This is a genomic window from uncultured Gilvimarinus sp. (assembly GCF_963975215.1).
In the GTDB taxonomy this organism is placed as follows: Bacteria; Pseudomonadota; Gammaproteobacteria; order Pseudomonadales; family Cellvibrionaceae; genus Gilvimarinus.
Map to the genome: position 1 here is coordinate 19,219 of NZ_CAXBFW010000015.1, position 25,584 is coordinate 44,802.

General features: G+C 54.4%; 23 protein-coding genes. 16 read left to right on the forward strand and 7 right to left on the reverse strand.

From position 1 onward, the window contains the following. Nucleotides 1-63 precede the first annotated feature (63 nt). The 10 genes from trkA (at nt 64) to AAC019_RS11065 (ending at nt 10,539) form a co-directional block, all read left to right on the forward strand. Entirely contained in the window at nt 64-1,449 is a 1,386-nt protein-coding gene (gene trkA / locus AAC019_RS11020; protein WP_339898923.1) for a Trk system potassium transporter TrkA, read from the forward strand. A gap of 60 nt (nt 1,450-1,509) precedes the next feature. Beyond that, nucleotides 1,510-2,955 (forward strand): TrkH family potassium uptake protein, encoded by a 1,446-nt coding sequence (locus tag AAC019_RS11025; protein WP_339898925.1) that lies wholly within the window; start codon nt 1,510-1,512, stop codon nt 2,953-2,955. A 59-nt stretch (nt 2,956-3,014) separates the two neighbouring features. Then, nucleotides 3,015-4,457 (forward strand): sulfatase, encoded by a 1,443-nt coding sequence (locus AAC019_RS11030; RefSeq protein ID WP_339898927.1) that lies wholly within the window; start codon nt 3,015-3,017, stop codon nt 4,455-4,457. A 134-nt stretch (nt 4,458-4,591) separates the two neighbouring features. Beyond that, nucleotides 4,592-5,158: an alkyl hydroperoxide reductase subunit C gene (gene ahpC / locus AAC019_RS11035; RefSeq protein WP_339898928.1), complete on the forward strand. Its 567-nt coding sequence runs from the start codon at nt 4,592-4,594 to the stop codon at nt 5,156-5,158. 89 nt (nt 5,159-5,247) lie between these two features. Continuing rightward, nucleotides 5,248-6,834: an alkyl hydroperoxide reductase subunit F gene (ahpF, locus tag AAC019_RS11040; protein ID WP_339898929.1), complete on the forward strand. Its 1,587-nt coding sequence runs from the start codon at nt 5,248-5,250 to the stop codon at nt 6,832-6,834. 256 nt (nt 6,835-7,090) lie between these two features. Further along, on the forward strand, nt 7,091-7,840 hold the full coding sequence (locus AAC019_RS11045; protein ID WP_339898930.1) for a class D sortase: 750 nt from the start codon (nt 7,091-7,093) through the stop codon (nt 7,838-7,840). 10 nt (nt 7,841-7,850) lie between these two features. Then, nucleotides 7,851-8,408, forward strand: coding sequence for a hypothetical protein (locus AAC019_RS11050; protein WP_339898932.1), 558 nt, complete (start codon nt 7,851-7,853; stop codon nt 8,406-8,408). Between the two features lie 97 nt (nt 8,409-8,505). After that, nucleotides 8,506-8,859, forward strand: a complete 354-nt coding sequence (locus AAC019_RS11055) for a VOC family protein (protein WP_339898934.1) — start codon at nt 8,506-8,508, stop codon at nt 8,857-8,859. 56 nt (nt 8,860-8,915) lie between these two features. After that, entirely contained in the window at nt 8,916-9,293 is a 378-nt protein-coding gene (locus AAC019_RS11060; protein ID WP_339898994.1) for a DUF3465 domain-containing protein, read from the forward strand. 160 nt (nt 9,294-9,453) lie between these two features. Next, entirely contained in the window at nt 9,454-10,539 is a 1,086-nt protein-coding gene (locus AAC019_RS11065) for a DUF748 domain-containing protein (protein ID WP_339898936.1), read from the forward strand. A gap of 14 nt (nt 10,540-10,553) precedes the next feature. On the opposite strand, the gene AAC019_RS11070 is transcribed toward AAC019_RS11065, so the two are convergent. The 4 genes from AAC019_RS11070 to AAC019_RS11085 form a co-directional block, all read right to left on the reverse strand. Continuing rightward, nucleotides 10,554-11,510: an alpha-L-glutamate ligase-like protein gene (locus AAC019_RS11070; protein ID WP_339898937.1), complete on the reverse strand. Its 957-nt coding sequence runs from the start codon at nt 11,508-11,510 to the stop codon at nt 10,554-10,556. Then, nucleotides 11,510-13,036 (reverse strand): UUP1 family membrane protein, encoded by a 1,527-nt coding sequence (locus tag AAC019_RS11075; protein ID WP_339898938.1) that lies wholly within the window; start codon nt 13,034-13,036, stop codon nt 11,510-11,512. The genes AAC019_RS11070 and AAC019_RS11075 overlap by 1 nt, the downstream gene beginning before the upstream one ends. Further along, nucleotides 13,033-13,770 carry a RimK/LysX family protein gene (locus AAC019_RS11080; RefSeq protein WP_339898939.1) on the reverse strand — a complete coding sequence of 246 codons (738 nt, stop codon included), beginning with the start codon at nt 13,768-13,770 and terminating at the stop codon, nt 13,033-13,035. The genes AAC019_RS11075 and AAC019_RS11080 overlap by 4 nt, the downstream gene beginning before the upstream one ends. A gap of 117 nt (nt 13,771-13,887) precedes the next feature. Then, the gene (locus AAC019_RS11085) at nt 13,888-14,832 is read right to left on the reverse strand and encodes a lipid A biosynthesis lauroyl acyltransferase (protein ID WP_339898940.1); all 945 of its coding nucleotides are present in this window, start codon (nt 14,830-14,832) and stop codon (nt 13,888-13,890) included. A gap of 205 nt (nt 14,833-15,037) precedes the next feature. Here AAC019_RS11085 and glyQ point away from each other — a divergent pair, with 205 nt between their 5' ends. From glyQ to AAC019_RS11105, 4 genes are read left to right on the forward strand one after another with little or no spacing between them, the layout of a single operon-like run. Then, nucleotides 15,038-15,985: a glycine--tRNA ligase subunit alpha gene (gene glyQ, locus AAC019_RS11090; protein ID WP_339898942.1), complete on the forward strand. Its 948-nt coding sequence runs from the start codon at nt 15,038-15,040 to the stop codon at nt 15,983-15,985. 1 nt (nt 15,986) lies between these two features. Further along, nucleotides 15,987-18,065 carry a glycine--tRNA ligase subunit beta gene (glyS, locus tag AAC019_RS11095; protein WP_339898943.1) on the forward strand — a complete coding sequence of 693 codons (2,079 nt, stop codon included), beginning with the start codon at nt 15,987-15,989 and terminating at the stop codon, nt 18,063-18,065. Nucleotides 18,066-18,069: 4 nt separating this feature from the next. Continuing rightward, nucleotides 18,070-18,636, forward strand: a complete 567-nt coding sequence (gene gmhB / locus AAC019_RS11100; RefSeq protein ID WP_339898945.1) for a D-glycero-beta-D-manno-heptose 1,7-bisphosphate 7-phosphatase — start codon at nt 18,070-18,072, stop codon at nt 18,634-18,636. An 8-nt stretch (nt 18,637-18,644) separates the two neighbouring features. Further along, a complete protein-coding gene (locus AAC019_RS11105) occupies nt 18,645-19,439 on the forward strand; it encodes a lysophospholipid acyltransferase family protein (RefSeq protein ID WP_339898946.1) in 795 nt (264 codons plus the stop codon). Here AAC019_RS11105 and AAC019_RS11110 read toward each other — a convergent pair. The 3 genes from AAC019_RS11110 to leuA form a co-directional block, all read right to left on the reverse strand. Beyond that, nucleotides 19,408-20,553 carry a pectate lyase gene (locus tag AAC019_RS11110; RefSeq protein WP_339898947.1) on the reverse strand — a complete coding sequence of 382 codons (1,146 nt, stop codon included), beginning with the start codon at nt 20,551-20,553 and terminating at the stop codon, nt 19,408-19,410. The two genes, AAC019_RS11105 and AAC019_RS11110, sit on opposite strands and share 32 nt — an antisense overlap. 67 nt (nt 20,554-20,620) lie before the next feature. Further along, nucleotides 20,621-21,937 (reverse strand): GGDEF domain-containing protein, encoded by a 1,317-nt coding sequence (locus AAC019_RS11115; protein WP_339898948.1) that lies wholly within the window; start codon nt 21,935-21,937, stop codon nt 20,621-20,623. A gap of 186 nt (nt 21,938-22,123) precedes the next feature. Then, on the reverse strand, nt 22,124-23,818 hold the full coding sequence (leuA, locus tag AAC019_RS11120) for a 2-isopropylmalate synthase (RefSeq protein WP_339898949.1): 1,695 nt from the start codon (nt 23,816-23,818) through the stop codon (nt 22,124-22,126). 255 nt (nt 23,819-24,073) lie between these two features. Here leuA and AAC019_RS11125 point away from each other — a divergent pair, with 255 nt between their 5' ends. Both AAC019_RS11125 and AAC019_RS11130 read left to right on the forward strand, forming a co-directional pair. After that, nucleotides 24,074-24,553, forward strand: coding sequence for an Lrp/AsnC family transcriptional regulator (locus AAC019_RS11125; RefSeq protein ID WP_339898951.1), 480 nt, complete (start codon nt 24,074-24,076; stop codon nt 24,551-24,553). Between the two features lie 28 nt (nt 24,554-24,581). After that, the gene (locus AAC019_RS11130) at nt 24,582-25,520 is read left to right on the forward strand and encodes a prolyl oligopeptidase family serine peptidase (RefSeq protein WP_339898952.1); all 939 of its coding nucleotides are present in this window, start codon (nt 24,582-24,584) and stop codon (nt 25,518-25,520) included. Nucleotides 25,521-25,584 lie beyond the last annotated feature (64 nt).

Consider the following 25,584-nt stretch of genomic DNA (forward strand, 5'->3'; position numbering starts at 1 on the left):
CGGTAAAGTTTGCCTTGCGGCGCTCAGCCCGCACCAATCGTTACGGACAAACCTGGCAGGTTTATGAAAATTATTATTCTCGGTGCGGGGCAGGTGGGCGCAAGCTTGGCAGAAAACCTCGCCAGCGAATCGAACGACATCACCATTATTGATACCGACAACGCCCGCCTGCGCGAGCTGCGCGACCGACTGGATATTGGTGTCGTAACGGGTGCCGGCTCGCATCCGGACGTGTTAGTTCAGGCCGGCGTCGAAGACGCCGACATGCTGGTGGCGGTAACCAACAACGACGAGACCAACATGATCGCCTGCCAGGTGGCGCACAGTTTGTTTCGCACCCCCACTAAGATAGCCCGGGTGCGGGCCACCGCTTATCTCACTAACAACAAACTGTTTTGCAACGACGCCATCCCCATCGATGTGTTGATCAGCCCCGAGCAGCTGGTATCGGATTATATTTTTCGCCTGATCGAAACCCCGGGCGCCCTGCAAGTGCTGGATTTTGCCGAAGGTAAAGTGCAGTTGGTGGCGGTTAAGGCCTACCACGGCGGCCCGTTAATCGGTCAGGAGCTGCGCTTTTTGCGCGAGCATATGCCCTCGGTGGACACCCGGGTGGCGGCTATTTACCGCCGCGGGCGGGCGATTATGCCCACCGGCTCCACCGTAATCGAAGCCGACGATGAAGTGTTTTTTCTGGCCGGTAAAAACGATATTCGCGCCGTTATCAGTGAGCTGCGCCGCATGGAGACCGCCTACAAGCGTATTATTATCGCCGGCGGTGGCAATATCGGTATGCGGCTCGCGCGCAAACTCGAGGGCCGCTATAACGTGCGGGTCATCGAGCACAACAAACATCGCGCCGAACATTTATCCGAGCACCTCGAGCGCGCCATTGTGTTGGAAGGCAGCGCCTCGGACCAGGATCTTTTGCGCGACGAGAATATCGAAGACACCGATGTGTTTTTAGCCCTGACCAACGACGACGAAGCCAACATCATGTCATCGATGCTGGCCAAACGACTGGGCGCGCGCAAGGTTATGGCGCTGATTAACAACCCGGCTTACGTCGACTTAGTGCAGGGCGGCGACATCGATATTGCCATCTCGCCACAGACCACCACCATCGGCAGCCTGCTGACACACGTGCGCCGCGGCGACATGGTAAGTGTGTACTCACTAAGGCGTGGGGCGGCAGAGGCCATAGAGCTTATCGCTCATGGCGACAAAAACTCGTCCAAGGTAGTCGGCCGCGCACTAGAGGACATCGACCTACCTCAGGGCGCCAATATTGGCGCCATCGTGCGCGAGACGGAATCGGGCAGTGAAGTCATCATCGCCCACGACGATGTGGTGGTAGAGTCGGGGGATCACGTCATTGTGTTTCTGCTCAACAAAAAGCATATTCGCGATATCGAAAAGCTCTTTCAGGTTGGCTTCACGTTTTTCTAACGGGCGCAGGTACATGACTCAAACTCCACAGCAAACCATCACCGTTACGGCGGAGCCGCTATGCACTTTGCGGTAATTGCGCGCGTACTGGGCGTATTGCTGATGATATTCAGCTTGACGCTGTTGCTGCCCATTGTGGTGAGCCTGTGGTTTAACGACCACAACTATATGACCTTTCTGTGGGGCTTTGCTGTCGCCTTCAGCGCCGGTATGGCCATCTGGCTACCGGTTTATCGCTCTAAGGCTGACTTGCGCACCCGCGATGGCTTTTTGATTACCGCCCTATTCTGGCTGGTACTGGCCACCTTTGGGGCCGTGCCGCTGTATTTTTCCGATGGTTTAAGCCTGTCCCTGACGGACGCTTTTTTTGAGTCGGTATCCGGCTTAACCACCACCGGGGCCACGGTGATTACCGGGCTCGATACCCTGCCACCGTCTATTTTGTTTTACCGCCAACAACTGCAGTGGTTTGGCGGTATCGGTATTATTGTTATCGCCGTGGCTATTTTGCCCATGCTGGGTATCGGCGGCATGCAGCTGTATCGCGCCGAGGTGCCGGGGCCGGTAAAAGATAACAAACTGACCCCCCGCATCACCGAAACCGCCAAAGCCCTGTTTACCATATACCTGGTGTTTACGTTTTCTTGTACTCTGGCCTACAAAGTGGCGGGAATGAACTGGTTTGAGGCCATTTGCCACGCGTTTTCAACGGTGGCCAACGGTGGCTTCTCGACCCACGATGCCAGTATTTTGCACTTTGAGTCACCGGCGATCATGATGATTTGCTCGGTCTTTATGTTGCTCGCCGGGATCAACTTCGCCCTGCACTTTTTTGTCTGGCGCGAAAAATCCATCATTCACTATATCGCTGATGCAGAGTTGAAGTTTTATATAACCTGGATCGTCATCGGCTCGGTCATCACGGTAGCCTATCTCGCCAGCTCAAAGACGTTCTCATTCCACGACAGTTTTTATTTGGGCATTTTCAACTTTGTCTCCACCATGACCACCGCCGGCTTTGCCAGCAACTACTCGAGCTTTCCAAGCTTTTTGCCCTACCTGCTGTTTTTGTTTGCCTTTTTGGGCGGTTGCGCCGGCTCTACCGGCGGCGGCATGAAAAACATCCGGGTACTGCTGCTGTACAAACAGGGCATGCGGGAGATCCACCGGCTGATTCACCCCAACGCGGTTATCTCGGTAAAAGTGGGCAAAATCACCGTTCCCGACCGGGTTATTGAGGCCGTGTGGGGCTTTTTTGTCATGTACGTGGTGTCGTTTGCCGCGATGTTTTTGATGCTTATTGCCACCGGGCTGGATTTGCGCACGGCCTTTTCGGCCGTCGGTGCCTGTATTACCAATCTGGGCCCCGGTATGGGCGAGGTTGCCGCTCACTATGGCGATATTAACAGCCCCGCAAAATGGGTTTTGTGCTTTGCCATGCTGCTCGGCCGGCTGGAGGTATTTACTCTGCTGGTACTGCTTACACCCGCCTTTTGGCGCCGGTAAACATCGACCGCCAAAAAGCCCGCGCCTTCGTACGATAACAATAATGTAGGTACTAACCGATGCGTCATCTTCTGCCACTGCTCACAACATCATTGTTAACCCTACTGTGTGCGGGCGCTTACGCAGCACCCACAACGGCCGAGCCACCGCCGAACATTGTGATTATTTTTGCCGACGATCTCGGTTACGCCGATGTTGAAGGCTTTGGCAGCTCGCCCTGGAAAACACCCCACCTAAAACAAATGGCCGAGCAGGGCAGCAAACTCACCAGCTTTTATGTCGCTCAACCTGTGTGCTCGGCCTCGCGCGCTGCCTTGTTAACCGGCAGCTACCCCAACCGCGTCGGTGTTGCCGGCGCCTTTATGCCCGACAGTGGCAAAGGCCTGGCGCCGGCCGAAACCACCATGGCCGAGGTGCTTAAAAGCCGCGGCTATCGCACCGGAATTTTTGGCAAGTGGCATTTAGGCGATGCACCAGAGTTCTCCCCCAACCGCCAGGGGTTTGATGAGTTTTACGGCATTTTGCACTCCAACGACATGTGGCCACACCACCCACTGCAAGGCAGTGTTTTTAACTTCGATCCGTTAACGCTGTATCACAACACGCAAGCCGTGCGGGTACTCGACGATCAAAGCAACCTCACCCAAGAGCTCACCGACAAAAGCATCGACTTTATCGCGCAAAACCGCTCGCAGCCGTTTTTTTTATATCTGGCGCACCCGCAGCCCCATGTTCCGCTGTTTACCTCCGATGCCTATCGCGGTAAAAGCGGCAAAGGTTTGTACGCCGACGTTATCATGGAGTTAGACGCCTCGGTTGGCGCCATTTTGGGTGCGCTGCAGAAACACCAGCTGGACGACAATACCCTGGTAATTTTTACCTCGGATAACGGCCCCTGGCTGTCTTACGGCGACCACGCCGGTGTTGCCCTGCCCTACCGCGAGGGCAAAGGCACCAGCTTTGAAGGCGGGGTACGCGAGCCGTTCATCGCCCGCTGGCCCGGCCAAATTCCGGCGGGCACCGTAAGCAATACGCCGTTAATGGCAATTGATTTACTGCCCACCATTGCCAATTTGGCGGGCGCCGCACTGCCCCAAGCCCCCATTGACGGCAAAGATGCCTGGGCTGTGATTACCGGGGAGCAGTCCGAGCCGGTGCAACAAGCTTACTTTTTCTATTACCGGGACAACGAACTGCAGGCGGTACGCTATGGCCCATGGAAGCTCTATTACCCCCACGCTTACCAGACGTTAGCCGGCCAACCCCCAGGCCAGGGTGGTGAGCCGGCCAATTACACCTCGGCCAGTGTCAAAGAGATTCAACTCTACAATGTCGAGCGCGACCCGAGCGAGCAGCTCAATCTGGCCAATAAACGCCCCGATGTGGTCGACACCATTAAAGCCTTAACAGCGCCCATGCGCGCCGAGCTGGGCGACTCACTTACCGGCGTTAACGGCACGGGCAACCGGCCCATTGGCACCAGCGGTAAAAATCACGACTAACTATTAAGACCGAAAAACAAATATGAAAAAGCTATCACACCCATAACTATAGATAATTTTAATAAATAACATAAAGCTCATAGTATAGATCTCGTTCCCAGCAACAACGCTGACATTCTTAACGAGGAGATACCATGAGCGGTTATATCAACAGCCAACTGAAACCTTTTAACGCCAAAGCCTATGTCAACGGCGACTTTATCGACATTAGCGATAAAGACGTACTGGGTAAATGGGGCGTGTTTTTCTTTTACCCCGCCGACTTTACCTTTGTCTGCCCAACCGAGCTGAGTGATCTGGCCGACAACTACGAGACCTTTAAGCAGATGGGCGTAGAGGTTTACTCAGTCTCTACCGACACCCACTTTACCCACAAAGCCTGGCACGATTCATCGGATGCCATCGGTACCATTCAATACCCCATGATTGGCGACCCGACCGGCACCCTGACCCGCAACTTTGGTGTGATGATCGAAGAAGAAGGCATCGCCGATCGCGGTACTTTTGTGGTCGACCCCGAAGGTCGAGTGCAGATCGTTGAAATTACCGCCGGCGGCATCGGCCGCGACGCCAGCGAGCTGCTGCGCAAAATCAAAGCGGCACAGTACATCGCCGCCAACCCAGGTGAAGTGTGCCCGGCCAAGTGGAAGGAAGGCGCCGAGACCTTGACGCCATCGCTGGACTTGATCGGCAAGATCTAAGCTCAGCACACATCGGGTAACCGGCACTGGGCCAGTTGCCCGCATACCTACCGCAACAACGTAAACCCGAATTATTACAGGACACACCGATGTTAGACGCCAATGTAAAACAACAACTGGATACCTATTTACAAAATATCGTCAAACCGATTGAGCTCAGTGTCTCCAGTGATAACTCAAGCAAAGCACAAGAGCTGGGCACGCTGGCAAGCGAAATCGCCGCACTGTCTGGCAAAATTACGGTCAAAGAGCAGGCTGCGACACGCAGCCCAAGTTTATCCATTGCCCCCGCCGGCGAAACGCCCCGGGTACAGTTTGCCGGCATCCCCATGGGCCACGAGTTCACCTCTTTGGTACTGGCACTGCTGCAAGCCGGTGGCCATCCGTCTAAAGCGGATCCAGACATTCTGCAACAAATTCGCGAACTCGAAGGCGACTACCACTTCGAGACCTATATTTCGCTGTCGTGCCAGAACTGCCCCGACGTTGTTCAGGCGCTGAACCTAATGGCCAACCTCAACCCCAACATCAGCCATGTGATGATTGATGGCGCGCTGTTTCAAAGCGAGGTCGATGAGCGTCAGGTGATGGCGGTTCCCTCCGTTTATCTAAACGGTGAGCACTTTGGTCAGGGCCGCATGAGCCTGACCGAGATTGTGCAAAAACTCGATAGCGGCAGCGCCGAGAAAAAAGCGGCGCAACTTAACAACAAAGACCCCTACGATTTACTGGTCGTAGGCGGCGGCCCCGCTGGCGCAGCGGCTGCTATTTACGCCGCGCGCAAGGGTATTCGCACCGGCTTGCTCGCCGAACGCTTTGGCGGGCAAGTGATGGACACGATGGGCATCGAAAATTTTATTTCTGTGCCCTATACCGAAGGCCCTAAACTCGCCGCCAGTCTGGAGCAACACGTTAAAGAATACGGCGTAGACATTATTACCGAGCAGCGCGCCGCCAGTATTACTCGTCGCGAGCAAATAGAGTTGCAATTGCAAAGCGGCGCCACATTAAGCAGCCGCTCTGTGGTGTTAGCCACCGGTGCGCGCTGGCGCGAGCTGGGTGTGCCCGGCGAGCAAGAGTATCGCACTCGCGGGGTTGCTTACTGCCCACACTGTGACGGCCCGTTTTTTAAAGGCAAGCACGTGGCCGTTATCGGCGGCGGCAACTCGGGCATTGAGGCGGCCATCGATTTGGCCGGTATTGTCGAACATGTCACCGTACTCGAGTTTGGCGATACCCTGCGCGCCGATGAGGTACTGCAACGCAAAGCCCGGTCGATGGCCAATATCACCATCATCAGCAGCGCCCAAACCACCGAAATTATCGGTGATGGCAACAAGGTGACCGGACTTAACTATATCGATCGCGCGCAACCCGATAACGGCGTGAACACCATTGCGCTTGCCGGGGTATTTGTCCAGATTGGTTTAGTCCCCAACACCGAGTGGCTGCAGGAGAGTGACATTGCATTAAACCGTCAGGGCGAAATTCACATCGACGCCAAAGGTGCTACCTCCATGCCCGGCGTATTTGCCGCCGGAGATGTAACCACCGTCCCCTACAAGCAAATTGTTATTTCGATGGGGGCCGGTGCTACCGCCGCACTGGGCGCGTTTGACCATTTAATTCGCGAATCCGTCGAGGACGAAGCACCCGCGCTTGTCGCCAACGGTTAACTGAACGCACCCGCCCTCCAAAGCGGCTAAATGGACGTAGCCGCGCAAATAAAACTTAATACGCCAAAAAGCGATAATACGCGCACAGTTTTTCGCATTAATAATCTTTTTTGTACTTTTTTACGCCACAAAACCACTTTCGGCTTTTACTCCGCCGATATCGGTCTATTATTCATAAAAACGTCTTAGCCCGTTATTAAACTGTGCTACGTTAATTAAAACTCTGTTTTAGTAAATGCCCGGTAAAGACCACTTTATGGATAACCACCCCAATCGCTCAGCGAGGTTAGCCCCTGCGCTGTATAAGACCTGTGAAGCCCTGTTGTGGGGTGTCGGGCTATTGCTATTGGGCTACAGTATTTTTTCTGTAACCGGTCGCAGTTACGCGGCCGACCGGGATGTGACGCAATTTTTAGCGTCGGCCCAGAGCCACCGGCAACCCGATACAACAACCCTTACTGTGGCGCAAACCGACAACACAACTGAGCTACTAAAAGCCGGGCCCACAGCCAGCGAGCCAATGGCACTACCGGATGAACTGGACACTAGCCTGTGGAGCAAAACTCGCATCGAGCAATACCAACAGGTTAAAGACGATGGCGACGCGGCAATTGCGGTGCTACAAATAGACAAACTGAATATTTCCGCACCGGTATACGTCGGCGCCAATGACCATAATCTTAACCGCGGGATTTCTTGGTTGAATAAAACCGCTCCGCTTAACGGCACCGGGAATGCCGCCCTTGCCGGTCACCGCGACAGCTTTTTTCGCGGCTTAAAAGACGTGGCCGTGGGCGATAAAATTAAAGTGACTACATTAGAGGGGCCGCGCGAATACACGGTTAGTCATTTGCAAATTGTCGATCCATCCCACGTAGAAGTTTTAGCTCCGACAAAACATACACAGATTACACTGATAACCTGTTACCCGTTTTACTTTGTTGGAAGTGCGCCGCAACGGTTTATTGTTACGGCCACGGAAGACTCTTTGGCGCAACTACATTAAGGAAAATACTATGAAGACATCTACCATCATCAAGACCACAGTTTTAGGAGTTGCTATTGCGGCCAGTTCATCGGCTATGGCAAAGGAGTGTTCAGAAGTAACCTGGAAGCCCGGCGTTCTTGCCGAGTACCCTGAAATTGCCCAGGCTTGTCAGGGTATCCACGAGCGCAATGGCAAAGAGTATGTTGAGCTAGACGCAAAATTTGTTCGCTCAGTGGGCGATCAGGTGCGCATCAAGTTTTTGCATCAGGACGGTGAGTACGGCGAAACCTTCCAAACTAAAAACTTACCACGCGACTTTAAAATCGACCTAGATGGCCGCGAGCGCAGTATTCACGACCTAACCCGCGATTCAACCATGCAGGTATATATCCCAACCGATCGCTTTGCGTTGGTTTCCGATTTGGACGATAGCGAAGAGTTAGAACGTGTTGAAGAGCCAGCACCAGCCTACACGGCTTTGCCTTCTACTGCCTCAGGTTTGCCTCTGGTGGCGCTGCTTGGCAGCTTAGCTTGCTCGCTCGGTCTGGCACTTACCGCTATTCGCCGTCGCAAGGCTAAAGCGTAATTATGCTCTCGGGTGGCTGCTCGGGCAGCCACCCGGCTTTTGTATTCCCGCCGGCCCATACGTTTTTGCGGCTTAACGACTATCTGGGGAAACCACAATGGCCTTTCATCACAATATTAACTACCTGGAATTTCCCTCAGCAAACTTAAGGTTAAGCAAAGCCTTTTTTCAATCAGTGTTCAATTGGCGATTTACCGATTACGGTGACGAGTACACCGCTTTTAGCAACGACGCTATAGAGGGTGGAATTTATTTATCTAAGCTGCAAAGCAACACCGATTATGGCGCTGCGCTTATTGTATTTTTTAGCGAAAACCTGGAACAGTCGCGCACCGTTATTAGCGAGGCCGGTGGCACCATCAAGCAAGATATATTCAGCTTTCCCGGCGGCCGCCGATTTCACTTTACCGAGCCCGGCGGCAGCGAATTTGCTATTTGGTCTGAGTCTTGATTAAAGTCCCGCCAAAGATAAAAGTCCCCGTCGTTATTCGGGCTCTTATTATCGCTTTGTGCTGTTGTGCCTGTGAGCCACCGTCTGCCGCGCATGCCACCGACAACGATTCGCTTTATCAGGCTTGGCAACAGCAACTTAGTAATATTCAGCTAAGCGGTAGCGGAATCGTGACAAAAATACTGAGAGACGACGTCAAAGGCTCTCGTCACCAGCGCTTTATTCTTAAGGTAAATGCGCAGCAAACCATTCTGGTTGCTCACAATATTGATTTAGCGCCCCGCATACCCAACCTGCGCGAAGGTGATACGGTCGAGTTTTACGGCGAATACGAGTGGAACGCCAAAGGCGGGGTACTGCACTGGACCCACAAAGCCCCACATAACCGTCACCCTCACGGCTGGTTGCGCCACCAGGATAAACAGTATTGGTAAAAACAAAACACTCATAAGCGTCGCTTGGCACAATTGTTGTTAGCTTTATGGTTATTAATCGTTTGCACACGCGGCAACCGACACTGTTAACCAATAGCGGCAACCCATGCACTTACATGCTCATCAGGTAAAAACGTTCGCCAAATGGCTGGGGCTCAGCTTGATTGCGCTCCTCCTCATTTTATACATACTCGCGCCATTTATTATCAAACACTACTTAAACTACCGTGTTTTAAACGATATGGGGGCCTACAGCGGCCATGTTGCCGATGTCGATTTAGGCTTAATTGACGGCGAATACCAGCTTAAAGATATGGTGATTAAGCGCAACCACCCCCGCAATCCGGTGGATTTTTTTACCGTAGAAACCTTCGCTATCGCGTTAAGCTGGGAGGGGTTGCGCAATGGCGAAATTCTCACCCGTGTAAAATTGACAAAACCCGAGCTAACTTTTCTCGATGCCAAGCAAAAAGAGGATAAACAAACCGGTGAAGGCACCAACTGGCTCAGTGTGTTTGAAGAAATCTTACCCGTGACGCTGCACAAATTGGTGCTACGCGATGGCATTATCCGTTTTCAAAACCTGGATACCACCCCCACCGTTAACATCGCTATCGAAGAAATTGATGCCGAACTCACTAACTTGACCAATGTAAAAGACGCCAACGGCCGACGCGTAGCCAGTGCCTCACTAACCGGGCAACTGTTTGGCGACAGCCCACTAACGGCAAAGGCCGACTTTGACCCGTTTGATTTTAACGACTTTGAATTTGCCGCCGATGCTAAAAATGTTCGTATCAACCGGCTTAACGACTTTGCACGTGCCTACGCCAACATCGATTTTAAATCGGGTCACGGGCAGATATTTTTCGAATTAAGTGCTCGTAATCGTGAGCTGGATGGCTACCTTAAACCGCTGTTTCAGGATGTAAACATTGCCAGCTGGTCACAAGATGTCGAGCAGCAAGGCGACAACCCTTTACAGTTGCTGTGGGAAGCGGGCTGGGGTTTGCTCAGCGCCATTTTTACCAACCTCGAGAGCAATAAGCTCGGTACGCAAATTGATATTAGTGGCTCGCTGGAAGACACCGACATCAGCTCCTGGCAAGCGGTAGCAGGGGTAGTACACAACGCGTTTATTGATGCGTTACACTCTCGCTACGAGAACATCACCCCATTAACCTCAGAGCCTGAAGCTGATGCTAAAGAAGCTGAAGAACAAGGCGAGTCGCCGGACAATAAATAATCGGTGCTATAAAATTAAAGTAATGTTTCTGCCGCAAAGCGCTCTTGAACATAATTAACCCGGCTAAGCGCATCGGGGAAGTGTTTTTCTTTTAATGTTTCAACATGACGCAAACGAGGCAGCAGGCCACGCCCATTGGCAACCTGTATTGCCAATCCGGGCCTGGCATTAAGCTCTAACAGCTCGGGGCCCCGGTTCGCATCCAGCACTATGTCAGCGCCGATATAACCCAACCCCGTCATGTCGTAGCAGCGCGATGCCAACATCAACATGCCGTGCCAATCGGCAATATTAATATCGCTTAAATCGCGCTGGGTATCCGGATGCTGGTACACCGGCCGGCCAAACTGTACCGCGTTTAAGCTTCGCCCAGAGGCCAGGTCTATACCAACCCCAACCGCCCCCTGGTGTAAATTGGCTTTACCATCGGAGGCACGTGTCGCCAGGCGCAGCATCGCCATTACCGGAAAACCGCGAAACACCACGATCCGAATATCGGGCACGCCTTCAAAAGAAAAGTCCTTAAAACAATCATCGAACTCAATGAGATCTTCGATAAGCACTTCGTCGTTTGCGCCGCCCAAAGAATAGAGCCCGGCGAGAGTGTTGCTTAGGTGGCGACGGATATCTTCCAGGGTAATAACCGCACCAGAGGATTTTACAAAATTATCGCCATCGCGGCCGGTAATTACCCAAATACCTTTACCACCCGACCCTTTCGCCGGCTTAATGGCAAACCCATTGAGGCTTTTTAATAAATTACCCACATGGGCGATTTGATGCTGCTCCCGAATCGTAAAGCGCAACTGTGGCGTCGCCACCTGATATTCTTCGGCCAATAATTTTGTTTTTAATTTATTGTCTACCAAGGGGTACAGGCGGCGATCATTGTAACGGCCAATAAAATCGCGGTTGCGGCAGTTCATGCCCAACATGCCTAAACGCTTAAGTTTAAAAGGGCTAATCAACATTAGTCATCAGCCCGCATCGATTGAAAGCGATACAGCTCGGATAACTTGTAACCGGTGTACTGGCCCATCACCAAAATCAGCGCAAGTATCACTAGATTAAGCTCGGGGAAGTTAAAGCTTAAATGGTTAATCACCCCAACACTCATCAGCAAGTAAGCCAGCACCGCCACCAATAAACTACCACTACCCTGAGTTAATACTTCGCGCACGCCCTCTTCTTCCCAAAGGATGCTCATACGTTCGATGGTCCAGGCAATAATAATCATAGGGAAGAATGTGACGGTGATACCGGCATTAAAGCCCAGCCGGTAACCCACTAACGACAAAACCCCGATAAGAAAAATAACCAGCACAATAAGCGCCGCAATACGGGCCACCAACAGCAAGTTGAGATATGACAAATAACTGCGCAACAACAACCCCAGCCCGACAATAAGGATAAAGCTGATTAGCCCGGGCACCAGCGTGGTTTGTAAAAACGCCAATGAAATCAAAATAGGCATAAAGGTGCCCGCGGTTTTAAGCCCGACCACCACCCGCATAAACACCACAACCAACGCACCCAGCGGCAACAAGAACAACAGCTTAAACATGCTCTGCTCTTCAATCGGCAGGCTGTACACACCCAGCAGGCTAAAAATATTATCGCTAAACTGTGTGTTAGAGAGCGCCATGGCGGGAACGGTTTGGCGGATCATAGAAAAGCTAAGGCGCGAATTTTCGCCGCCGATCACATCCAACTGTGCCGCCTCACCACGCGACCACAAAAGTAAGTTTTCTGGCAGTCCCTGCTCGCCGGTCTCGGCGTTAATCACAACCCAGCCATCCTCGGTGTAAACCTCAACCATCGGTGTCAGGCTTTGGCGACGGCGGGCGTCCTCAAGGTACAAACCCATCACGGTGCGCGCGGCAACGCCCGACTGGTTCAGCAGGTTTACCAACAGATCGGCACGGCCGGGCGCAGCCGCTAATAACAGCTCGGCATTTTGATCGGGCGAGCTAGAGTTGAGCAGTTTGAGAATTTCCCGGGCCGTGCTGGCCGGTGTGGTCGAGCGCGATAACGCACCGCGCAACAACTCCCGCGCAGCAGTCGCCTGTGGTTCATCCCAAAAAACCTCGCTAACCTCAGGGGCCATTTGCGCAGACTCAGGCGCCTCTACGGCACTGCGCGTTGCCGGTAAATACTGCGCGTTGTAATACAGGGTTTGATAACCTGCGGCGTTGCGCCGAGTCCACTCGGCGCGACGGTTATTGTTATCATCGAGTACGGCAAAACCGTAGCCAGACGACGCGGCTTGCTCGCGAATCAAACGAAACCCTGGGGTCACATCGGGCAAATCTAACCGTACTGTCGTTTCACCACCCTGAGCAAAAAAATCTATTCTTGCTTCAATTAACCACACGGGTTTTTGTTCGCCCGGCATTAACGGCACATCGGTTTCCACGTGGCGCAGCCAGGCGGTGCCAAACCCGGCTACCAATAGCGCCAGTATCATTAAATAGAACGGCAAGCGCTGCATTTTCATTGGCTATCACCTTGTTCGTCGCGCACCGGTGCCAGGTTTTCGCGGCTAACGTCCACGATCATGACATCACGCAGGGCGAGCCGGCCCAGCAATACCGGATAATCGGTCGCGCTTCGATCCATTAAGATAAACTCGCCTTGTTGCGATACCCGCCCTAACGTAAAACGCGCCGAGATCACCGGCCGCTTTTTCGCGTCGCCGTTGGCGACCGGCACACTTGCCATACGCGTCAGTTTGCGCTCGATTTGTTGTGGCTCGCCAGTCTCCGGCGCTATGGTGAAGCGCACCCACTCTTCACTATTGCGCTCAAAGGCCTGGATGTCGCGCGCGTCCAGCACGGCCGTCGCAATGCCGGTATCAATACGCGCCGGCAAAGTCACGCCAAATGCCTCAAAGCGCACTTGCTCGACAGCACCCACCAACTGCTTGGCCGCCGCGTCGCGGGGCTCTCGCGGCGCGCTGTTCTGTGGCGAGGCAATATACCTAACTTCCGGGCACTGTGGCGGTGGTGATGGGGGCGGTGTTTGCTGGGCTGCCAATTGCTGCAGCACCTCATCCACACGGCCGGCTAACTGCTGCTGTTGCTGCAACAACTGCTGATGGTTTTGTTCAGCCGCTACCGCACATTGGTTGAGCATGTCGAACTGTTCGGTTTGCACAACACGGTAATCGCTGGCGCAGCCCGCTAACAATACGGCAGCTACACACAACACTAGCAAGAAACGTCGATACATCTTATTGACCTGTACAATGAAAGCGAGTCATACCCACTATTTTTAATCCAGGGTCTGTCGTGCCAGTTAAATACGCCTGCAGGCTCCAGCCATTCGGTTTTTTAGCCACAACAGCCCCTAATAAGGCTCTCCCTGTTCACGTCCTTTGAACCTTTTATACTCCCACTGATACTGCGCCGGCGCGGTAGACACAGCCCGCGCCACACTGGTGTTCAATCCTGCCACCGACTCCCGGGCATCAATGCTGTAGATCTGCTCGTCGCAACGACTGATAAACACCTCAAAACCGCCTTTAACCGGTAGGGCGTAGGTAAGCAGAACCTCGCAACCGGTGCGCTGAATAAGGTTGTGCACCAGCGTCATAGTCAGTGCCGATTCGCCGCAAAACGGCGCCTCTATACCACCATTCCCGGGATCGGGTACTTGATCGGGTAGGATCCCCGCCAGCTGACCGGCCCGCAGCGTTTTAATTAAGGTGGCCACACCGCGAGCGTTGGTGGGCGCCAGGCTGGTACGCGGCCGGTGCCGAACTTGCTGCAAATAGCGGTGTAACACCTCGCCCTTGGGTGGCTGGTACAAAATGGCCAGGTGCTCATACAATGTCATTATCGCCGGCACGACTTCCCAATTGCCCAAATGAGGGGTCAGTATGATGACACCGCATTTGCGCTCCAGTGCCTCGCGCAGCAGCTCGCCGCCGTGGGTGGCTTTTACCTTGCGCCGAACCCAGGCATCCGAGCGGCGCCAGACCACCGGTATCTCAAACGCCTGACGACCAGCCTCAAGCACGCTTTGACGCGCCAACTCCCGGCGCTCGGCATCGCTTAAAGCACCGTAACACAGCGCCAGATTGGTTTTGGTTACCTCAGCGGCGCGCGAGCCCGTGCACCACATCAGCCACCCCACACAAATACCCAGAGCGCGGGCCACACAAAGTGGCAAGCTACCCACCAGCTTTAATACGATCAATAACACCGTGTCTTTCAAGCGCCGTAACCCCACAGCAGTAAAAATCGTGGTGAAGCTTACCGGAAACTGAGCAAAAACGAAAAGCTCTGACACCTACTTCCGCGCACAATGCCGTCACTTTCCCTGCCAATTTGCGCCCAATACCCCGTACTTTGGTCTTGCACCATACCAATAGGCCAGTACTGACGCTATAATTCGCCCCTTTGCGTGGTTCCAACGATCTCGCTGGCTGTTACCACACACACAATAGCCACCGTCACCACGCGATCTACATGCACTTGCCCGGAGGCAAAACACCGTGTCCGAACGACCAAAAGCTGATGTTAGTACGTTTCAGGGGCTGATCCTCGCCCTGCAAGAATACTGGGCCCGCCAGGGCTGCGTTGTTCTGCAACCGCTGGATATGGAAGTGGGCGCCGGGACTTTTCACCCAGCCACTTTTTTGCGCGCCATCGGCCCCGAAACCTGGAACAGCGCCTACGTTCAACCCTGTCGCCGTCCCACCGATGGCCGCTACGGTGAAAACCCCAACCGCCTGCAGCACTACTATCAATTTCAGGTAGTACTCAAACCCTCACCGGACAATATTCAGGATTTGTATCTGGAGTCGCTGCGCGAGCTGGGTATCGATACCAGCGTGCACGATGTTCGCTTCGTCGAGGACAACTGGGAGTCCCCTACATTGGGCGCCTGGGGCTTGGGCTGGGAGGTTTGGCTCAATGGCATGGAAGTCACTCAGTTTACCTACTTTCAGCAAGTGGGCGGTATCGAGTGCTACCCGGTCACCGGTGAAATCACCTATGGTCTGGAGCGGATTGCCATGTACCTGCAGGGCGTCGACTCGATCTTTGATCTGACCTGGACCATCAGCCCGGACGGCAACAAGGTGACCTACGGCGATGTCTTCCACCAAAACGAAGTAGAGATGTCGGCCTACAACTTTGAGCACGCCGACGTCGAGTTCTTGTTTCACACCTTTGATGTGTGCGAGCGCGAAAGCCAGCGATTGGTCGAAGCCGGCCTGGCACTGCCCGCCTACGAGATGGTCATGAAGGCCTCACACGCCTTTAACTTACTGGACGCCCGTCACGCCATTTCAGTGACCGAGCGCCAGCGTTTTATCCTGCGTGTGCGCACCCTGGCGCGCGCCGTGGCACAGGCCTATTTTGACGCCCGCAAAACCCTGGGCTTTCCGCTCGCACCGGCCAATTTGCGCGCGGAGTTGTTAGCCGGGGAGGAGAAATAACATGTCCCGTGATTTTTTATTGGAACTGGGCACCGAAGAGTTGCCACCCACCGCACTAAAGAACCTACTGGCGGCACTGGCCGCTGGTGTTAAAGCCGGGCTGGACGACGCCGGATTGCCCTACAGCGCCATTAACAGCTACGCCTCGCCAAGGCGTCTCGCTCTGGTTGTCGAGCAGTTAGCCGAGGCCACCCCGGTGCGTCAGGTGACCAACTGGGGGCCACCGGCTCAGGTGGCGTTTGATGCCGACGGCAAACCCACCCGTGCGGCCGAGGCGTTCGCCAAAAAGAACGGCATTGCCATCGACGAGCTAACCACCGAGAACGACGGCAAAGCCGATAAGCTAGTAGCGCACCAAGAGGCAGGCGGCGAACCCACCACCGATTTACTCGCCGGTATCGTGCAAGAGGCGCTGGCCAAGCTGCCTATTCCCAAGCGCATGCGCTGGGGCGCCAAGCGCACTGAATTTGTTCGCCCGGCCCACTGGCTGGTGATGCTGTTTGGCGATGACGTGGTCGAGGCTGAAGTGTTAGGCCTGAGCGGTGGCCGGGACAGCCGCGGCCACCGCTTTCACCACAACCAAGTCATTAGCATCGATTCGCCCGGCAATTACGTCGAGATTATGAAAGCCGCCTACGTGCAGGTAGATATGGCCGCGCGGCGGGCGCTGATCATCGATCAGGTCAACCGCGAAGCCGCGGCCATTGATGGCACGGCGGTTATCGACGAAGACCTGCTGGATGAAGTTACCGCCCTGGTGGAGTGGCCGGTGGCGCTCACCGGCCGCTTTGAAGAGCGCTTTTTGCAAGTGCCGGCCGAGGCTTTGATCTCCTCCATGGCCGAGCACCAAAAGTACTTCCACGTGGTGGATAACAACGGCCAGTTAAAGCCCTATTTTATAACGGTTGCCAATATCGAGTCGCAGGACCCCACGCAAGTCATCGATGGTAACGAGCGCGTTATTCGGCCACGCCTATCGGACGCCGCCTTCTTTTTTGAGACCGACAAAAAGCACACACTGGCATCACAGCGTAAGCGCCTGGGCTCGATTGTGTTTCAGGCCAAGCTGGGCAGCATTTTAGATAAGACCGACCGCATTGCCGCGCTAGCGGCCAGCATTGCCACAGACATTGGCGCCGACGCCGCCAAAGCCAAACGCGCCGGCGAACTCTCTAAGGCCGATCTTGTTACCGAGATGGTGCTGGAGTTTGACAAAATGCAGGGCATTGCCGGTTACTACTACGCCCTTAACGACGGCGAAGACCCGGAAGTCGCCAGCGCCTTAAAAGAGCAATACCTACCCAAATACGCCGGCGACGAGCTGCCCGACACCCAGACGGGCACCCTGATCGCTCTGGCAGACCGCCTCGACACCATCGTCGGTATTTTCGGTATCGGGCAAAAGCCTACCGGCTCTAAAGACCCGTTCGCCTTGCGCCGTGCCAGCCTCGGGGCGCTGCGCTTGATGGTCGAAAAAGACATCAACCTCGATCTGCGCGAGCTGCTTAAACGTGCCGCGACCGGCCATGGCGACAACATCAAAGACGCCGCCAGTACCGTCGAAGAGTCGCTGGCCTATATGCTGGAGCGCTTTCGCGCCTGGTACGAAGAAGACCAAATTGCCACCGAAGTTTATCTCGCGGTTGCCGCCAAAAAGCTCAGCCACCCGGTAGACATTAACACCCGGGTACTGGCCGTAGACGCTTTTGCGCAACTGCCCGAGGCCCAGGCGCTGGCCGCCGCCAATAAGCGGGTATCCAATATCCTAAGCAAGCTTGAGGAGGCACCGGCGAGCGAGGTCAATACCAAGCTGCTGGCCGAGCCCGCCGAGCAACAGTTGGCCGAAGCCGTAGCCGACAAAGCGCAGCGGGTAGCCCCCTTGTTTGCCGAGCGACGCTACGCCGATGCTCTGGCGGAGCTGGCCACTTTGCGCGCTGCGGTGGATACCTTCTTTGATGATGTTATGGTGATGGCCGACGACCAGGCGCTTAGAAACAACCGCTTGGCGCTGCTCGCGCAACTGCGTGGGTTATTTTTACAGGTAGCGGACATCTCAGCACTCGCACCGGCAAAAGGGTAATAGCATGAAACTGGTGATTCTCGATCGCGATGGCGTCATCAATCAAGACACCGGTAACTATGTTCGCAGTGCGGACGAGTGGGTTGCCCTACCCGGTAGCATTGCCGCCATAGCCCGCCTGTATAAGGCGGGCTACACGGTAGTGGTCGCCACTAATCAGTCCGGGTTGGCGCGCGGCTATTTTGATTTAGATGATCTTGAAGCCATGCACGCCAAGCTCACCCAGTTGGTGGAGGCCGAAGGCGCCGAGCTGGGGGCCATTTTTTACTGCCCGCACGGCCCCGACGACAATTGCAAATGTCGCAAGCCTCTGCCCGGGTTAGTGGATGCCATCGAGGCCGAGTTCAATACCAGTGCCGAGGGCGTCGCTTTTATCGGCGATAGCTTGCGAGACCTAGAAACCGGCCTCGCGAAAGGCTGCCGCTTAATTCTGGTCGAAACCGGCAACGGCATTGCCACCCGCGCCCAACTCGATCAGAGCGACGGCGATAACCCGGAGTATAGTCTCTCGGGCCAAACGGTAACCCTGGTCGCCGATCTGGCCGCCGCGGCTGAGTTAATTATTGAATAGGATGTCTGATGTTGCTGTACCTGCGCACCCTACTGTTTAACACCGGCTACTACGGCTCTGGCATTATCGCCGGCACAATCAGCGTTATACTCTGGCCTGTTTTACCCTACCCTTTGCGCTGGCGCGCGGTCACCCTGTGGAATCGATTTGTCATGTGGTGGTTAAAAGTCTGCTGCAACATACGCATTAAGGTAATCGACCAGCGCCGCCGCAAAGACCACCCCGTGGTGATTATGGCTAAGCACCAAAGCACCTGGGAGACCCTATTTTTGCAGTATCAGCTGGCGCCGGTCAGTATTATTTTAAAGAAAGAGTTATTGCGCATTCCGTTTTTTGGCTGGGGGCTGGCCTCCATGCGCCCGATCGCCATCGATCGCCGCAACCGCTTACAGGCGCTAAAAGACGTTAAAACAAAAAGTATTGAACGCCTGGAACAAGGCATTAGTGTACTGGTGTTTCCCGAGGGCACACGCATGAAGTTAGGCACGGTTGGCAACTATGCCCGCAGTGGCGCCGACATCGCCTGCGCCACCGGCCGCCCCGTTGTACCCATAGCGCATAACGCCGCCGAGTGCTGGCCGCACAAACATTTTTTAAAATATCCGGGTGAAATTTCTGTCGTAATCGGCGATGCCATCGCCACCGAGGGACGCGACCGTAAAACCCTCACCGAAGAGGTAAAAACCTGGATCGAGAGTCAAATCGAACAGCTGCCGCTGGGCCGGGATGATGGTATCTACGCCCCGTGGCAACGCGAGAAAAACCGATCCACTACAGTGTCGGACTCCCCTCGGGCGGAATAGCTTTCTTTTGCCAGTTTGGGTAATCCGTTTGCAGTAAACCCCGCGCCCAACTGCCGTACCACGCTTTGTTTGCTGCCAGCGAGCTGGCAACATAGGGCGCAACCGGGCGCCCACTGGCTCTGTCCACCAACGGCCGGCTGGTATCGACTGTGTAGTACTCGGCCCACACCGGCTGACGCGGCAATGCCGCGCGAGAATATTTAGGCGCCCACGCCGGCCGTTTAGCCGCTGTGCGCAATTGCGCCTGCTGTAAGGTATTGCGGCTAAACCAGTCGACGGCCCCCGTCACCGCCCGAATAACCTCGGCGGGCGGCCGCTCTATCTGCATAAAGTATCGGGTGATAGCCACACTCACTTCAGGGTCGAGCGCCACCACCGCTTGCTTATTAACCGCGGCGGGCTGTGAAGTTTTTAAATCGTACGCCGACGCCCAGATACTGGCCCGGCTATCGTGTGCCTGTTGCAGCCGCAATAATAATTGATCACCTTTGCGCACACTGTCTGCAGCTTGCCGGCGCACATCAAATGGCACATAGCCGTAGGGCATTTCGCCGGCGGCTACCCGGCGCAAAAAGCGTAGCGCATTAATGGTGGCGCGCGTGTTTATGGTTGCCTCGTCGCCCTCGATAACCTGTGCCTGCTGCGGCCAACCACCATTGTACAGCTGGGTTGCCATAACCAGACGGAAGGCCTTTTTAGCGCTGTCACGATAGCGGACATCGCCCGTCTGTAAATACACATGCGATAAGTAAAAAATTTGCGGAAAGATATTGGCGTTGGCAAAACTCGCATCGCGCGCGTTTTGATCTTTTAAAAACTGTAGACGCTGATCACCGCTAAGCTTGCGAAACGGGTTGATATTCGCCGGCCAGCCGCCACTGTTGCGCTGCATCAGCAACAGGTTGTTGGCAATTGCAAGGACTTGCTCCTGACTGTAGAGATCGACCGTTTCACCGGGGTGGGTTCGCTGCCAAAACTCAAGCACCCGCTCAAACCCATCGGTCGCCACAGGGCGATACACCGGAGGCTGATGGCTACATGCGCCGAGAATCAGTAACAGGATAAGTGCACTAGTGCGAATGTGAATCAAAGCTGCGCTCAATAGGGTTAGCATAGCAATTGGTCGTAAGGTTGCGCGCTATTGTAACCTAACCCACGCTTCCACGGGCAGATTGTAAACTCTAATCCGGACGTGGCTGATCGATCACCGAGCAGTTACGCCCCAACTCTTTAGCTTTGTACAAGAGTTCATCGGCTCGTTGCAGGCTTTGCTCAAAGGTCTCGTCGGGGCGCCACTGCACCGCTCCCACACTGGTGCTCACCACGAGCGGCGGGTGGGTAGCGCCGTACTCTTGCGCAAAAATCCGGGTGCGTATTTTTTCCGCTAGGCCGTAAATCTCCCGGGGCTCGATATTTTCAACCACAACCAAAAACTCTTCGCCCCCCCAACGCGCCACAAGGTCACCCGAGCGGGTATTCTCAGTGAGGGTCGTCGCCACCTGGATCAGCACTTTATCGCCCTGGTCGTGGCCGCGCCGATCGTTGATTCGTTTAAAGTGGTCGATATCCAGTAACAGTATTGCCACCGGCACTGCGCCATCGCGTACCAGCCCCTCAAGCGATAACTCCAGCCCATGGCGGTTAAGCAGGCCGGTGAGTTTGTCGCGCTGAGCCATATCCTTTAAATTTTCCGCCTGATAGCGCAGCTGTTGGTGGCGTGATTTAAGCCACTGGTAGCGTCTTTCACTGCCCTTTGCCTGGCTGGCATAGTAAGCCGATTGCAGCAATACAAAACCAAACCCAATCACCAGCCAGATACCAATCACCAATTGATACCACAGCTCTGCCGAAATCCAGGGGCCCTGCAAGCGTATCTGGCTAATTTCAAGCTCGTGATCACCCGCCGGCAGATCACTGCCCAGATTAGCACCGATAAGGGTAATGTTATTAAATTCGGGTTTGGTATATTCGCGTTGCACATCCCGGGCCTCAAGCCACCAGTCGGCTACCCGAAACTCATCTAAACCAATCACCAGCTCTGGCGCGATATCTTCGGCCCGTACGTTAAACATGATGTACTGTGCGCTATTGCCATCTTCTGGTGTGCTGTACGCGGGGTTGTAGTTGCGCATAAAAATCGACAGGCGGGGGTTAGCCGAGTTAACCACCATGGTAATGCTCAGCTGGACGTAGTCAGAAATGTTGATGCCGCGAGTAAAGTCGTCACTCAGCGCCAAATTAAAGCCACAATATAACGAGGGCTTGCTCGCATCGCGGGTACAACGCAATGCGTTTTTGTCAAAGTCCACCCACTCGACCCGGGTTCCACCGCCCGCATCGCTATCGGCGTAAATAAACCGGGTAGCGTCGGCATCGGGTAACAGGTTAAGGGTTCGTAACGGAATATATTGATGGCCGAAGAGCGCGGCCAAGGTCAGAAATAGCGAGGCGAGCAATAGCCAGCGGGGTAACGTTAGAGGTACACGTTGTGGACTCACAAATAAAGCATCCCCTGTTTGAATAACCGTTTACCCAACCTAACGGCCAATCAGCGGCTGATTATAAGCATCGCTTTACTATCGTTTTAATAAAGCAATGCCAGTAGGCCAATAAACCATGCGTCTCATTTTTATAGCGCTGCGAGGCTTTAGGTTGCCCCGCAGCTATTACTTAATTTACGCTAACTAAGCCGATTTTGCCACCAGTGAAGCTGCCGCAGCACCCGCAACAGAGCGGTTCACACCATTGATCAAGGCTTTAATGGCAGCCGCCACAATACTGCCGTCGCGGCCCACACCAAATACTGGCTCGCTTGAGCCAAAACGCAGCTCAATGTAGCTCACCGCATCACCTTTAGCGCCGCCGCCGCTGATGGCGTGCTCGTGATAGTCAATAACGCTGATAGGCTCGTCAAGCAACGGCTGTAATGCCGCCACGGCGGCCGCTACCGGGCCACTACCCTGCCCCAGCAAACGCTGAGCTTGCCCGGCGACACTCACCTCCAGCGCCATAGACACTTCGTCATCGCGGCTGTGTTGCTCGTTGTGGCAATAAGCCACGGGCGTATTTACCTGCAGGTACTCGCGCTCGAACAGGGCAAAAATATCGCCACTGGACACCTCTTTTCCGGTCTTGTCAGAGTGCGCTTGCACAGTTCGGCTAAACTCAATTTGTAAGCGCCGCGGAATATCCAGACCGTATTCCTGAGCCAACAAAAAGCTCACCCCGCCTTTGCCCGATTGGCTATTAACCCGCACCACCGACTCATAGGAGCGGCCGAGATCCGCCGGATCAATGGGCAAGTAAGGCACCCGCCAGTAATCACCCTCCTGACGCTGAGCAAAACCTTTTTTAATGGCATCCTGATGGGAGCCCGAAAAAGCGGTAAACACCAGCTCCCCGGCATAGGGGTGACGTGGATGAACCGGCAACTGGTTGCACTGCTCGACCAGCTGACGCACCTGATCGATCTGGCCAAAATTCAGGCCCGGATCGACACCCTGAGTGTAAAGATTAAGCGCCAGGGTCACCAGGTCGACATTGCCGGTGCGCTCACCATTACCAAACAAACAGCCCTCTACCCGGTCCGCACCGGCCATTACTGCCAACTCGGCGGCGGCAACGGCGGTGCCGCGGTCGTTGTGCGGGTGCACGCTCAATACAATACTGTCGCGCCGCGCTAAATGGCGGTGCATCCACTCAATTTGGTCGGCGTAGGTGTTGGGCGTCGACATTTCTACGGTGGCCGGCAAGTTGACGATCATTTTACGCTCGGGAGTTGGCTGCCAAATGGCCGAGACCGCATCCACCACCTCTTTGGCAAAGGGCAGCTCGGTGCCGGAAAACACCTCGGGCGAGTACTGATAAACCCACTCGGTATCCCGGTAGCGAGCTGTCGCCTCTTGCACCCATCGTGTACCTTGCTCGGCAATAGCCTTTACCCCAGCCTGGTCTGTGCGATACACGATCTCACGAAAATCTGGCGCCGTTGGGTTGTACATATGGACGATGGCACGCCGTGCACCAGTTAACGATTCCACGGTGCGATCAATCAACTCCTGACGCGCCTGAGTTAACACCTCGATGGTGACATCGTCGGGAATATGGTTATCTTCAATCAGCATCCTAACTAAATCGAAGTCGGTCTGAGATGCCGAGGGAAAGCCCACCTCGATCTCTTTAAAACCCATCTCAACCAACGCCTTAAAAAACTTAAGTTTTGTCGCCACCGACATAGGGTCAATCAGCGCCTGGTTGCCATCGCGCAGATCGGTACTCATCCACACCGGAGGGGCACTGATGGCGTTATTCGGCCACTGACGATCAGACAGGGCGACCGGCGCAAATGCGCGATATTTGGTAGAGGGCTGCTTTAACATGGTGTTCTCCGGCGATAAGGATAGATTTTGGTAGCTGACGTTTACACGATTGTAGGGATCGCCCACGTTGCTCTGGCGTCGGGCTTGTGGCCTTTTAGCAACTGGCTTGTGGCCATTTGTTGCTTTCGCTACCGATAGACACAGTGTAGCCACAAGCAAGCAGCAGATGATTGCCAAAATAACGTTATATTTACATTTATTAGCATATTATTGCGCTATAGTGGACACTCAAAGAATTTTAATAGGAATGTGTTTGTGGTCACGCAACTCGACAGATATGACGGAATGATTCTCGAGCGCCTGCAGCGAGACGGTCGGATATCCAACCAAGAGCTAGCCGACGCTATTAGCCTGTCGCCATCGCCTTGCCTGCGCCGGGTGCGACAACTAGAAGAAGACGGCTTAATCGACGGTTATGTGGCGCTGCTTAACGCCCGCAAACTGGGCCTAAACCTCACGGCGCTTATTCAGATCAGTATGGATCGACACACCCCTGAGCGGTTTGAAAATTTTGAAAACACCATTGCCGCCTACCCCGAGGTACTGGAGTGCCACCTGATCACCGGTCAATCGGCAGATTATCAAATAAAGGTAATTGTTGCGGACATGGACGCTTTTCAACAATTTTTGCTCAACAAGCTAACGCGAATTGACGGGGTGACCGGTGTACAATCGTCGTTTGTACTTAAATCACCCATACGTTCCACCGCTCTGCCTATTTCGCACAAAGCCTAAACACACAGAGATAATAATTGAGGCTACTATGACCCGCTTTACCCGACTGCTCGCCCTACCTTTACTGTTAATCGGAGCCTACAGCAGCGCTGCAACATCATCTACGACCAGCAACGCGTCGGCCGAGCCGGTACTTAACCGTATCAGTTACACCAGCCAAGCCGACCAAAAAGAGCGGGACTTTTTTGTCTACCTACCTGAAGGCTATGCCACCCAGCCCGACAAAGAGTGGCCCGTTATGCTGTTTTTACACGGCAACGGCGAGCGCGGTAACGGCAAAGAAGATCTCGGTTATGTCTTGATACACGGCCCCCTGTACGAAGCCTGGATCCAGAAAAAAGATTTGCCCTTTATTATTGTTTCGCCGCAACTGCATATGTTTGGTATGGATAAACGCGGCATTAGCTACATCGACAACCGCTCACCCAGCCAAATTCCTCAGCGTCTTGAGCAGGGCACACCGCCTCGTGCCCCTTACTTCGCCACCCCACAACCTATGACCGGAGTCCCGTCTCAGGTAGACATGAGCCTGATACCGCCATTGTTGCCGGAGGGCTGGGATAAAGTAGAAGAAGATTTACTGCATATTCTCGACACCGTGCAGAATAACTTTCGCACCGATAAAAGCCGGCTGTACTTAACGGGAATGAGCTATGGTGGCTTTGGCACCTGGTGGTTTGCCAGTCAGCACCCTACCCTGTTTGCCGCCATCGCTCCGGTAGTCGGCTGGGGCCACCCATCCTATATAGCGCCTATCGCTAAACACCAAATTCCGGTTTGGCAGTTTGCCGGCGGACGCGACCACACAGTTCCCATTCAGTACTTTTACCCCGGATTAAACCGCCTGGAGCAGTTAGGTCACACCCACGTGCGCTTTACCACCCATGAAGACATGGGCCACGACGCCTGGCGCAGGGTGTACGGCAGTGATGACTTTTACCAATGGCTATTATCCCACCGCCGTTAATACCGGCGACAAACCCGGCACGGAAGCCAGCTTTCCCTCTCCCGCCGCGCGGCCTCACTGGCCC